Annotated in this window: 10 protein-coding genes and 1 pseudogene; 7 read left to right on the forward strand and 4 right to left on the reverse strand. The window is 68.3% G+C overall.

What is annotated here, in order from left to right; all coding sequences use genetic code 11:
* The 5 genes and pseudogenes from QHF89_RS30485 to QHF89_RS30505 all read left to right on the forward strand — a co-directional run.
* A pseudogene (locus tag QHF89_RS30485) lies at positions 1-2,442 on the forward strand (hypothetical protein); the annotation flags it as partial.
* A 90-nt stretch (positions 2,443-2,532) separates the two neighbouring features.
* On the forward strand, positions 2,533-4,113 hold the full coding sequence (locus tag QHF89_RS30490) for an FG-GAP repeat domain-containing protein (RefSeq protein WP_136965477.1): 1,581 nt from the start codon (positions 2,533-2,535) through the stop codon (positions 4,111-4,113).
* Entirely contained in the window at positions 4,110-5,153 is a 1,044-nt protein-coding gene (locus tag QHF89_RS30495; RefSeq protein WP_136965476.1) for a hypothetical protein, read from the forward strand. The genes QHF89_RS30490 and QHF89_RS30495 overlap by 4 nt, the downstream gene beginning before the upstream one ends.
* Before the next feature lie 29 nt (positions 5,154-5,182).
* Complete coding sequence (locus tag QHF89_RS30500) at positions 5,183-5,695, forward strand: hypothetical protein (protein ID WP_136965475.1); 513 nt, start codon at positions 5,183-5,185, stop codon at positions 5,693-5,695.
* Positions 5,696-5,776: 81 nt separating this feature from the next.
* Positions 5,777-6,865 carry a nucleoside hydrolase gene (locus QHF89_RS30505; protein ID WP_136965474.1) on the forward strand — a complete coding sequence of 363 codons (1,089 nt, stop codon included), beginning with the start codon at positions 5,777-5,779 and terminating at the stop codon, positions 6,863-6,865.
* A gap of 311 nt (positions 6,866-7,176) precedes the next feature.
* Here the strand turns inward: QHF89_RS30505 and QHF89_RS30510 are convergent, their stop codons facing one another.
* Positions 7,177-7,614, reverse strand: coding sequence for a hypothetical protein (locus QHF89_RS30510; protein ID WP_136965473.1), 438 nt, complete (start codon positions 7,612-7,614; stop codon positions 7,177-7,179).
* Positions 7,615-7,863: 249 nt separating this feature from the next.
* Between QHF89_RS30510 and QHF89_RS30515 the strand changes: the two genes are divergently transcribed.
* Positions 7,864-9,690 (forward strand): SMI1/KNR4 family protein, encoded by a 1,827-nt coding sequence (locus tag QHF89_RS30515; RefSeq protein WP_136965472.1) that lies wholly within the window; start codon positions 7,864-7,866, stop codon positions 9,688-9,690.
* 30 nt (positions 9,691-9,720) lie between these two features.
* Entirely contained in the window at positions 9,721-9,876 is a 156-nt protein-coding gene (locus QHF89_RS30520) for a hypothetical protein (RefSeq protein ID WP_284721125.1), read from the forward strand.
* Positions 9,877-9,941: 65 nt separating this feature from the next.
* Here QHF89_RS30520 and QHF89_RS30525 read toward each other — a convergent pair whose 3' ends face one another.
* The 3 genes from QHF89_RS30525 to QHF89_RS30535 form a co-directional block, all read right to left on the reverse strand.
* Entirely contained in the window at positions 9,942-10,469 is a 528-nt protein-coding gene (locus QHF89_RS30525; protein WP_136965471.1) for a hypothetical protein, read from the reverse strand.
* Positions 10,462-11,538, reverse strand: a complete 1,077-nt coding sequence (locus QHF89_RS30530; protein WP_136965470.1) for a GTP pyrophosphokinase — start codon at positions 11,536-11,538, stop codon at positions 10,462-10,464. The genes QHF89_RS30525 and QHF89_RS30530 overlap by 8 nt, the downstream gene beginning before the upstream one ends.
* A 169-nt stretch (positions 11,539-11,707) precedes the next feature.
* Positions 11,708-12,520 (reverse strand): hypothetical protein, encoded by an 813-nt coding sequence (locus QHF89_RS30535; RefSeq protein WP_136965469.1) that lies wholly within the window; start codon positions 12,518-12,520, stop codon positions 11,708-11,710.
* Positions 12,521-12,544 lie beyond the last annotated feature (24 nt).

Below are 12,544 nucleotides of genomic sequence, written 5' to 3' on the forward strand. Positions count from 1 at the left end.
GGCGGCGCGGGCGCGTCGGGTGGCGGCGGCTCCGGGGGTTCGGGCGCCTCCGGCGGCGCGGGCGGCGGCGGCGCGGGCGGCGGCGAGGCCTTTGTCGCGCTCGACCCGAGCTTCGGCACCGACGGCCTCGCCACGGCCGCCGGGACCAAGCCGAACCCGGACTTCATCCACGCCTCCGCGCGCCAGGCGGACGGCAAGGTCCTCATCGCCGGCGGCACGTCGGACAGGTATTACGGCGAGGGGCTCCTCTTCCGCGCCAACACCGACGGCACGCTCGACACCTCGTTCGGCGAGGGCGGCAAGGTGCTCGCGACGACCCGGAGCCGCGCCTCGGTCCACGGCGTGATCGTCGCGCCGAACGGCGACATCCTCGCCGCGGGCATGGCGACGCCGCAGATCGGCATGAACCGCATGCTCGTCGCGCGCTTCGACGCGACCGGCAAGCCCGTCGCCTCCTTCGGCGAGGGAGGCCTCGCGCTCGGCGCCCAGGGGACAGCCTTCGCGATCGCGCTCCAGCCCGACGGCAAGATCGTCGTCGCCGGCCAAGGCGGGTGGTACGCGCCGTACAAACACCTCGTGCAGCGCTTCCTCGCCGACGGGAGCGTGGACACGACGTTCGGGGAGGCGGGCGCCGTCGAGACCCCATTCGACAACGGATCGTTCCCCTCGGCCGTGGCCCTCACGAGCGAGGGCAAGATTGTCCTCTGCGGGAGAAACGGCAATGACAGCGGCACGGCCCTCGTGCGGCTCCTGCCGAATGGAGCGCTCGATCCGAGCTTCGACGAGGACGGCATCCTCGTGACGTCGCTCGTCGGTCCGTACAATTATGCCACCTGGACGATCGCCTCTGCCGGCTCGATCTGCGCCGTCGCGCCCGACGGCAAGATCCTCGTGGCCGGCGGGACCATGGGCTCCACCGCGGTGCTGCGCCTCGACACGAGCGGCACGGCCGACACGACCTACGGCGAAGGCGATGGCCTGGCGACGGTCAGCGACGCCGCCGGCGGCTCGGGCACCGCGGAATCGCTGCAGCTCCAGCCGGATGGCTCGGCGTTCGTCGTCTTCCGTTCGAAAAGCTCCTACGCCGTGGCGCATTTCGCCGCCGACGGGACCCTCGACGCGAATTACGGCACGGGGGGCCTCGCGCAGCTCCCCAAGCAGGGCGCGGTCCGCGACATCACCGTGGCCCCCGATGGAAGCGTCGTGGCCGCCGGCCGCCAGACCTTCCCGACCGTCGGCGCCACGCTCACGCGGCTCGCGCCGCTCGGCGTGCCGGACACCGCGTATGGCGGCCCGGGAGGCGTCGGCACGCTGCAATCGGGCGCGACGTGGGACCTTGCCGTTTCGGTGAAGCTCGGCGCGGACGGCAAGATCGTCTCGGCCGGCGCGACGGGCAGCTTCACGGACCTCACGAACGCGATGATCACGCGGCACCTGCCGGACGGCACGCCGGACGCGGGCTTCGGCGCGGGCGGCGTCGTCGTGCTCGACACCCTGCTGAAAGCCGTGGACGTCGTGCTGCAACCGGACGGCAAGACGGTCGTCGCGGGCTTGCCCATCGGCCCGAGCACCCGCCAGGTCGTGCGGCTCGACGCGGCGGGCCTGCCCGATGCGAGCTTCGGCGCGAATGGCGTGGTCAACCTGCCGGGTGCGACGCATGGCCTGCCGACCGCGCTGGGCCTCGACGGCGACGGGCGCGTGGTGATTGGCGGGCTCGGAAACAACTCGGGGGCGTACGCGGTCGCCTATTTCGCGAGGCTGCTCGCGACGGGCGCGCTCGATACGACGTTCGACGGCGACGGGCTCGTGACGTTTCCCCAGGTGGTGGGGCAGGTCTACGACCTCGTGGTGCTCGAAGACGGCTCGATCGTCGCCACGGGCTACAAAGACTACACCGAGGCGTTCGTGCTCCGCGTGCTCCCGACCGGCGTGCTCGACACGTCCTTCGGCGATGCGGGCGTTTCGACGGTGCCGAACAGCTACTTGTGTTCGAACCGCCTTGCGCGCGAAGCGAACGGAGGGTTTCTCGCGGCGGGCGTGTTCTTTTCGCCGGGGAACATCAGCAACTTCGAGGTCGGCATCGTGCGCGTCGACGACAAGGGCGTGCGTGACATGACGTTCGGCGAGAATGGTTTCGTCCGGCAGAACGTCGCGAGCGTCTTCACCTCCGACCCCCCCGCGGTCGTGCCGCTATCGGACGGCTCGTTCTACCTCGCGACCACGCAAGTGCTCGACCGCGAGACGATGGTGGTCTTCAAGTATTTGCCGAATGGCAAACCCGACCTGAGCTTCGGCCATGCGGGGCGCGCGCTCGTCGCGGCCCCGGGGCCGTGGGGCGCGTATGACGGGCTGCTCCAGCCGGATGGAAAGCTCGTCGTCGCCGGCCGCGGGTTCTCGCCGAAGGGCGGGACGGATTTCGGGCTCGTGCGATTCGCGCCGTAGGGCGGGTGGCAGAGTCGTGCTCTCCGACCGAGGAGCGGCTCCTCCGCTTGCCTCCACGACGCAGCCCGTGCTACCCGCCATCTGATTCACTTGGACATACCAACCATCGCCCCTCGCCACGGGCCCACGCGGCACGTCTTCGCGAAGCATCTATCGTTCGGCGCGCTGCTTTGGCTGCTTTCGGCCTGTGCCGCGCCGGGCGCGCCCCGAAGCATCGAGGGCCCCGCGCGCCCGGCGAGCGTCGACGATCCGCCCACCGGCGCGGTCCCTTATGCAGGCGATTCCACCTGGAAGACCGAGGCCATGGGCTTGTACGAGACCGGCCTGGCCCTCGCGGACATCGATGGAGACGGTCACGCCGATCTGCTCACCGCCAGCGGCAACGACACGGGACTCCAGCCGCTTGCCATCTACCGCAACGACGGCAAAGGCAACTTTCCCGCCCGACCGAGCGCCCTTTCCGAGGACCTCGACGCGAATATGAACCTCGCTGTCGGGGACATCGATCAGGATGGATTCCTCGATGTGGCCGTCTCCACGCTGGGCCCGCCGTACGGCACCGGCGGGGTGAAGATCTACTTCAATCGGCAAGGGACGCTGGAACGAAAACCATCCTTTCGCTCCAGGGACGTGTTCAGCTCCTTTGCTTGTGCGCTCGGGGACGCCGACGGCGACGGGGATCTCGATCTGGCCGTCTCCGTGATGGCCGAGCCTGGGAGCCCGGAGGGCGGGGCCGCGCGCGTCTATTTCAACAACCGAGGCGTGATCGCAGAGACCCCCGGCTGGAAGGCGCGGAAGCGGATGTTCGGCGCCGCTGTCCTTTTCACCGACGTCGAGCAGGACGGCTTCCTCGATTTGGTGGTGGGTGGGTCGCGGGTCTTCGTGTACCGAGGGGAACCCGTCGAAAGCGGAGCGGTCGAGCTCTCTCTGGAGCCGTGGTGGGTCTCCCGGGAAGGCCCCTCCGTCCCTTATCTCGCCGCGGGCCCGCTCGGCCGTACGGGGAGCTGGGCCCTCGTCGCCTCGCGCAATGATCTCCTCTGCTTGTTCGCCGGCAAGCCTTGCCCTTCCCCCCGGTACGAGGCCTACCAGCCAGCGTTGGGCAGGCACGAGCCGTTATGGAGCTCGTCGTCCAGCGGCCTCGGTTCAGGGGTCCGGCTCGCCGATGTCGACGGGGACGGCGTGACCGACCTCTTGGGCGGCTCCTGGGGTGAGACCCGCCCCGACGGCGGGCGGCTCGAAATCTACCGCGGCGAAGGCGCCGCATTCACGCGCGAGCCCATCTTCCGCGCCACACGTTCACGCGCGAGCTTGATTCAATCCATCGACGCCGCGGACCTGCGGGGCGACGCCACGTGCTCGCGCTTGCACCGCGTGGTCCTCCCTCGCCGCGCCGCGGCGATCTCCCTCCCCGAGGCGTTGATCGGCAACGTCACCGGGATCCGGAAAAACGGCGCCGCGCTCGACGGGCGGCGCGACTACACGACGATCCCGGCCGCGCCCTGGCTCTCCTTCGCGAAGCCGCTGGAGGCCGGGGATCAACTCGAAATCGCGTACACCCGCCCGAGCTTCGTCGACATCGTCGTCGCCAACCAGGATTGCGGGATCGGCGCTTCTCGCTACGACCACCACACGACCGCGCCGCATTGTGCCATCGACGAGGGGGCGCGATGATTCTCTCTCCCTTGGAGACGCTCGACTGGTTCGCCCCCCGCGTGCCACCGGCGCTCGTGTCCGCGGCGGCCTTTTCTCGCATGCGGCAGGCGGCGGCCTGGCTCCCGGCCGCCCGCGGGCTCAGCTTCGAGTGTTACCTCGGCGCCGATTCCGCGCGGGTGGATCTCGTCGCTTGCATTTCGCCTGCCTGGGGCTGTGACGAGCTCGCCGCCGGCGCGCCGCGGGGCGAACCCGGCTCGCACATGGAGTCGGTCTGGCAAACCATCGCGGCGTTGTGCAGAGAGTGGGCCGATCCGGCGAGCGTGCTTCACGAGCGCATGCCATGCCTGTGGCTCGAGTTCGACCTGCACCCGGACCGAGAAGGCGTCCCGCCGCCCTTTGCCACGGCCTGCGTGCAGCCCGGGTATTTGAACGGGAAGCTCGTGAGCACCTCCGACCCCGGGGCGGACGAGGTGGAGCGAATCACGTGGCGCGTGCTGCATCTGCTGCACGGAGGCCCGCTCTCGCCCGGCGTGGAGCGGAAGGTCCGCGCTTGTATCGACCAACTGCCCGAGGGATCCAGCGTGACGCTCGTATCCTCGAACAAGCCGCGCGGACGCGACGCCGTGCGCCTCATCGTCGCGATGCCGCGGCGCGAGGTCATCGCGTATCTGCGCCGCGTAGGGTTCCCCGGCTCGACGGACGAGGTGGAGGAATACTTGCTCACCTATGCCGACGTTTCGAGCCAGGCGGACATCTACCTCGATATCGGTGAGGAGCTGCTCCCGATCACGAGCTGTCCATCCCCGGTCATGCGTTCGCCCGACGATCCCCGGCTCCACCAGATCGCCGATCGGCTGGTCGACTGGGGCCTCTGTCCCCCGGCGCGCCGCGACGCGCTGGTCGCATTCCCGACGCGGCGAAATGTCGTTTTCCCCGGCACCGCGTGGCCCACGGCGCTGATCGAGGCCACGAGCTTCAAGCTCGTGCACCGTTCGGGTCAGCCGCTGGAGGCCAAGGGGTATCTCGAACTCCAGACAGCATTCTCCTTGGTGGATTGAACCCATCTCTCGAAAGGAACCCACGTACCGTGTCCATCCTCAAGAACTTTCTTTCTCGCCTGCTCCGCGATGAGAAGCTCCAGCGCGCCTTCACCCAGGATCCCGAGACCACGATGAAGAACGCCGGCCTTGGGGACGAGGATCGCGCTCGCCTGCGCGCCCCCGATCGACGCCAGTTCATGGGTCAGCTCACGCTTGGCACGGCTGTCTTCATGACGCCTCCCATTGGAACGTGGTTCGCGCCGATCGTGGAGATCACCGGTCCGGTGCAGCCCGATGCGGCGAGCCCCGGCGTGGTGATCGAGGGCTTCACGGTCAAGGGCCGTTACTTCTCGGCGGGGATGAAGGCGACCCTCGAAGGGAAGGATCGCACGGTCTCGGTGGAGGTGAGCCGCGTGGAGGGCGCCGGGCTGGAGGAGAGCAAGCTGATCGGGACGCTGCACCTGCCGAAGGATCTGCCGCCGGGCGCCTATACCCTCCGCGTGACGCGCAGCATCGACGACCAGAGCGCGACGTTGCCGCAAGGCTTCCGCGTCCAATGACGAGCGGAACGAGCCGGCAGCACCGCGGCGCGACCACGCTTTTCGGGCGCGTGCGGATCACGCCGTAGTATCCTCCGGGGCGTGCTCTCGCCCCACGAAGCCCGGCTCGGCGCGGCGCCGGCCATCTTCGACATGGATATCGGCACCGATCCGGACGATACGTGCGTCGCGGCGATGCTCGCCGCTCGGCCCTCCCGCTTCCAGCCTGCCCTGCTCGTCACGAGCGACGAGACCCACGAGCAAGGCCGCGCTCGATTCCTCGCGGGGCTGCTTCGCGCCGCGGGGGTTGCTCTTCCCGTCGCCGCGGGGCTGCCGAGCCTACGCCGTCGCGCCGCGTGCCTCGTGGAGGAGGCGGGGCTCGCGCGCGACGACGTGCCTTACTCGCGCGACGCGGTCGGGGAGATCGTCCGTGTCCTCGATGCATATCCGCAGGTCGATTACGTGGGGCTCGGGCCGCTGACGAACCTCGACGCGGCGCTTTCGCGGAGGCCGGATCTCGCGGCGCGGGTGCGGCTCTTTCAAATGGGCCCGGCGCTCGCGGGGGCGTACCGTCGGGAAGCTGCGCAATACAATGCCCGCCTCGACCCTGGGGCGTTCGCGCGTGTGCTTGGGCAGGTGGAGGCGCCGCGGCTCTTGTTCAGCCATTCGAGCTGGGGGAGCTTCGGCGAGGGGATGCGGCAAAAGCTCGGGGTGTATCCGGACGATCCGCTCGCGGGTGCGCTGCGAGAGGCGCATCCAGCAGCGAGGATGTTCGTGCGGCATCTGGAGGCGTGGGTCGAGACGGGGAAGGATTGTTCGATCATGCACGACCCGCTCACGGTGCTGTCGGCGGCGCTGCCGGGGCTCGTGGATTTCGAGGAGGTCTCGCTCGTGCTGCGGGAGGATGGCTGGGTGGGGCTCACGGAGGCGGCGCATGGGGCGCTCGGGGTGGGGTTGCCGGCGCGCGGGAAGGTGATTGCGGGGGTTTTGGCGGGGCCGTGGGGGCCCGTCGAGGGTCGGACGATCGAGGCGCGGATGTCGCTCGATACGGACGACGAGGCGACCCGGCGAGCGATCGCGGAGGCGTTGCTCGGGGAGGAAGGGGCGCGGGTCGCGGAGGCTTGGGGGACGTGGAATCGGGGAGGTGGGACGTCGATGACGGGTTCGCGGACTTCGATCACGGGGTCGTGAGCCTTCGATGACGGGGTCGCCGACTTCGATGTCGGGGTACGAAGACTCCGATCACGGGCTCGCCGACTTCGATCACGGAGTCCTCGGTCATCGATCACGGGCTCGCCGACTTCGATGTCGGGGTACGAGGACTCCGATCACGGGCTCGCCGGCTTCGATGTCGGGGTCCCCGGACTTCGATGTCGGAGTCCTCGGTCTTCGATCACGGGCTCGCTGACTTCGATCACGGAGTCCGAGGACTCCGATCACGGGCTCGCCGACTCCGATCACGGAGTCCGAGGGCTTCGATCACGGAGGGTCCCCCACCCGCCTCAGCTCGCCTTCGCCTTCGCGCGCTTCTGGTGCGTCCGCGCCTCTTTGTGCACCGGGCGCGCCAGAGCCCTCACTTGCTGTGCCTCTTCCTTCGTCACCGTCCCGTCCGCGCCCACCCGCTTCACCTCGGCGCGGACCTTCGCGGCGTTCTCCTCGAATTGCTTCCGGCGCTCGGCGCGCTTCGCCTCCGGCACGTTGTGCTCCGCCATTCTCTTTTCCAGCCGCTCGCGCTGCTTCGCCAGGCCCTTGTCCACGCGCTTCTCGAACTTCGCCGCGGCGATCGGGAACTGCTTCTCGTGCTTCCCGCCTTGCTTCCTCTCGTGCCTCGCGGCGGCCGGCGCGCGGCCCTCGTCGGCCTGCGCGACCACGGGCGCGGCCACCACCGCCAGGGTCAGAGCAACGGCGAACGAGCGGAGGATCGAACGAAGATGCAACATGACGGGCTCCTTCTGGTTGGCGCCTCTCTCGGCGCTCGCCATAAGGTGATTGCAGCCGGCGTGCCACACCGGGAGAGGGGCGAATCCGCGTGATTTCGGCCCGAGCCGGGTGCGGTGGCGGTTCCGCAGGGGCGGGGTGCGGAGCGGCGGGGGCGGCGGGCGCTCCGCAGGGAGACGCGAAGGGCCCTGCCGTCCAGCCCGTCCTCGTCGAGGTTGAGCTTGTCCCCGGTGACGACTAGCTTCCGCGGCATGTCCGACGCCTGGCTCGACCTCGCCCTCGTCCGCGCCCGAATGAACGGCCCCGACGAGGACGCTCTCCGCAGCTCCTTCAAGCACGACAACGAGGCCCACGCAGCGACCCTCCTCGCCCTCGACGACGCCGAGCGCGTCGGCCTCCTCACACGCTCGAAAGGGGGGTACGCGGGCGGCGCCTTCCAGCGCGCTTTGAACCAGCTCTCGGTCGCGTGGCTGAAGACCCGGCCGCGCGACGCGATCGTGCTCTTCGATGCGCTCCTCCAGGTGAAGAACCACGACCTCGCCACGTACTGCAATGCGCTGTGGGCCGTGCAGGACGACAACACGCACCTCGGCAAGGATCCCGCGCGCGCCCGCACGTACTTCGCCGCCTGCCTCCCCCACGGCCCGGAGAACCCCGCGATCTTCTTTAATGCCGCGTGTGTCGCCCTCGAGCTCGACGACCTCGACGCCGCGCTCGGCTTCGTCAAGGACGCGGTGCGCTTCGGGTACGACGGGCGCGAGAAGATGCGGACGGCCTTCCGCGCCGAGGCGTTTTTCGCGAAGATCCGCGACGACCGCCGCTTCTTCGACGCGCTCGACGACCGCGGGCCACAAGGCGTCGCGCTGGTCGAGCGCGTGATTGCGAAGGTCCAGGAGAAAGGCTGGCCGGCGGTCGGCATCGAGGCCGCGAAGAAAAAAAAGAAGGACGCCTGGCCGAAGCACGACAAGGACTTCCGCCCGCTCTCGCCGGAGGTCCTCGGCGCGCTCACGCTCCCGAACGGCGCGCCGCTGCCGCAGAGCCTCCGGACGTGGCTCGCGTTCGACGCGCAATGGCTCGCGGCGCTCGGCTGGTTCGAGCTCACGCCGGCCTTCCGGTGGACCTCGCGATCGCTCGAAGCCATCGCGAAGGACGAATTCGGCGATATGGGCGAGCCGTCCTCCGATCCCGAGCCGGACGCGGAGGTCGCGAAGTCCTGGGCGGACTTCTTCGCCGTGCCGGCGATGGAGCACGGATTCCTCGTGCCCGGCGGGAGCGAGCATCGCCGCGTGTGGATGCTCTCGAAGGAGCCGGATTGCGAAGGCGATTATCCGATCCTTTACATCGACATCGACGACGTGCCCTCGCTCGGGCCGATGTACCCGGGCTTCGACGTGTGGCTCGCGCAGGAGGCGAACGTCATCGGCATCCGGTACGAGACGTATTCGAGCGGATTCGATGATTTCCGCTTCGCCTCCCGCCTCCGGCACCATGCGCGGACGATGTGCGACGGCGCCATGTACGTGCAATGCCCGGGGATGGTGCTGGGCGTCTCGACCCCGGACGACGGTGTCGCGGTTTTGCTCGACCGGGACGACTGGTTCGAGCGTCTCGTCGCGCTGCGAGCGTCGCTCCTTCCGGACGACGACGCGCCGATCCGCGGCGCCTCGGCGGAGGACCTCGCCTGGCTACAAGCGCACCTCGGCGCGCCCCTGCCCCCCGCCGTCGTGCGTTTCTACGAGCGGGTGAATGGGCTCTCGTGGGGGATGTTCCGTTTCCTCTCGATCGACGAGATCCGCGACCGCGCGGCGCAGGAAAGCTTTTTCGGAGAGACGAGCCCGCCGTCCGTTCCGTTCGCCGTTCTCGTCACGCAGCCCAAAGGGGCCGACCGATTCGTTCTTCTGTCGGAGGAGGGGATCGTCGATGGATACCGCTTCGCGTACGACGATCTCTCCCTCGCGTCGCCGAAGTTGAGCATCGAAGGCACGATCGAGATCCTGCGGCATGCGGCGTTGTTCGCCGGGGTGGAGGAGGACGACGAGGAGGGCGAGGACGGCGAGGACGAGGGCGACGAGGACTGAGGGCGTCGTCGCTGCTATCTGTAGGGAGTCATGCGCCGTGGCACCCTACGGAAGGCCGCACGTTTGAACCCCGGCGGGCTCTTGCGCCTCGCGCGCTTCCTGCGCCTGCGCGTCGAGGGGATGAGCCTGCGGCAGGTGGCGAGTCTCGTGTATTGGCGGATCACGCGGGGTCGGTATCGGAGGTAGAGGAGCCCCACTTCCATCTGGACGCCGCGGCGTGGGCGTACGGTGGCACGCAGCCTTGGCCCAGGTCACCCAGGAGCGGCGAGGCGCTCCTTCATCCAGCGCACGAGTCCGCCGTCATAGGCGCGCCACTCCTTCATTTGGGGATCGAAACGAAGGGCGAAGACACGACGGGGAGCATTCGAGTCAGCCACCGCTGCGCCAATGGCGGCACCCACCAACAAGCCGAGCACCATCCCTGCCAGTGCAGCGAACTCTTGCACCTGTGGACGTGGGGACGCAGCCACCCCGACAGCTCCTCCGACAGCGCTTCCGATCGCAGCGCTCGTCAGGACCTCGGCACGCACCCCCTCTTCCCGCGTGAGACGGGCGACTCCCTGCTCCGCGAACACCGTCAGCCGGTAGTGCTTCCCGTTGTAGGGAATCGAGAAGGCGACAGGGCCGACGCCTTCAATCGGCTCGAACCCCGGCTCGACCTCACCATCAAGCGCGCGCTTGAGCCCTTCCACGTCGTGAACGAACACGTCGAGGGCGTGGTACCGCTCACCGAACTCCTCCAGCCCAGAAACCAGGTCTGAAAGTGTGAGATTAGGCATGGCTTCGCTCGTTATCTTGTGTCGTTCGTAGCGAAGTGTCGACCGATTCTTCCGCAACAAGGAGAAGCGCTTGTTTGAGCGGTGTCTCCGGCCCTCGCCAGGATTTGGCTTGGCTGGCGAACTCCTCGTACTGCGCCGGGAGACCAAGGGCAAAGCACACGACGTCATCCACATCGCTGTCAAGCTTCAGCGCCGATGCTTTGGCCCTGCCGCGCAGGAGCACCTGCTTCACGTTTCCAAGCGTACGCAACGTCGTCATGTTCAGCTTCTCTACGCTCGCGTCGAGCATCCGGTGAAGTCGCACGAAATCCCCGGCAAGCGCTCGCCCAGCCTCGTGCTCGAGCGCAAAGCGCAGCGCCTCGGGGTTGTCGAGGACGCCATGGTCTCTCGTCGTCTGGCGGTGCGCCACGAGCAACGTCCCTACAACATGATCCGCGAGCCGCGCGGCATGAAGGACATGCTCTAGCATCTCGCGCTCATTCAGCGACGGCTTTTGACCGTGCTCCTTGTAGGTGATGTCATGCTCGAGTTCATTGAACAGATGTGCCGCGAGCGTCGTGATCTGAATCTCGCAGATGGCACCGCTGACCGACATCTCCTCGGGGCTTTCCGACGCGATGACGAGTCGATGCGTGGCCCGGTAACCGGTAGGCTTTTGATACTGCGCAGGACGAGCATCGCTGCGCGCAGGGGAGCGGAACACGCGGTCGACGAGATCGACCACCCGCAGTTCGTCCTCAGGCACATACACGACGACACGGCACCCGGCGAGATCCGTCACCACGCCGTTGAGGTCGTCGCGGAGGGCGTCGTAACGATACTTCGCGTCGTTGTCCTTCGCCTTTCGACGCAGCTTCTCCCGTAGATCGTCCGGATGTTTGGCGCGAAAACTGATGAGGTGCCTCAAGCGCGCTTCCGCCCGCAGCTCCCGGCGCAGCTTGTCGGCCACGATGGCGGCTGCTTTTTCGTAGCGCGCCATCTCGCGGATGTATTGTTGAACGAGCCGCTCGATCTCGGGTTCGAGGAGCGGTGCAACCTCGGGATTGTCGGCGGGGAGAAGACCGCTCATCGGCAAATGACGTTACTCCAACGTCACGCGCGTGTCGAGACTGCGGTGGTCCGTCGCCCCGAACGGTATGACGGTCGATGCGCACACGTGCCTCGGGCGGAAACGCTCGGTCACTCCTTCGTTTGTCGTGCCCCGCCCGATCCAACACATGGGCTCTGGCGTGTACGCTTCACCACCCCGGCCCTTGCCCTCCAATCACGATATGCAACCCCGCATCGTGACGGAGATCGTCGCCCCAGCTCCCCAACGCTCGCTCCTCTCCGTACGAATGGAGCACCAGGTGCGGCACGAGGCCCACGGTGAACGCCCCCTGCTTGCCTTCCTCCTTGCCCACCGCAATCGCGACCCCCAGCGCCGCGCTCAGCCGCGTCTCGTTCGAGAGGACGCCCTGGAGCCGGCCGCAGGGCTGCCACGGCGCCTCCTCGGGGCAATCGTCATCACCCGGCAAATCGAGGTAGGCGCTGTTGTACGTGGCCCCATGGCTCACGTAGAGGTTGAAGAGCGGCGCCACGCGGCCGAGGCGAATGCTCAGGTCGAAGCCGGCGCGGCCCCAGGGGCCATGGCCGATCGCTGAGTAATATCCGCCGGCGCCAAAGGCGAGGGAGACAGGGTCGTCGTTGTCCTCGTCGAGCAAGGCGAAACGCGCTTCGCCGCCCATGCGCTGGAAGCCGAGCGAGGCGCCGAGCTCGAACCAGCGATTGACGCCATAACGAAGGCCGACGTCGTACACGCTGAAGCCCGCGCTCATGAACCAGGGGAAGGTCTCGGTCTCGGGGTAGATGTCCGCGCCGCCGGTGGAGACGGAGTCGTCAGCGGCGCTGCCGCGCTCGAAGTGGCCCGTGCCGAAGTTCCAGAGCGCGCCGTGCACGGACCAGCCGAGCTTTCCGGCCGGCGTGGTGTCGCCCGTGCGCGGCGCGATGGCAGGGCTGCACGCGGGGACGGTGACGAGGAGGGCAAGCAAGAAAAGAAGGTGCTGCATCATGGCCTCAGGATAAGGCCATGGGGC

It is taken from the genome of Polyangium sorediatum (assembly GCF_029946465.1).
Lineage (GTDB): Bacteria > Myxococcota_A > Polyangia > Polyangiales > Polyangiaceae > Polyangium > Polyangium fumosum.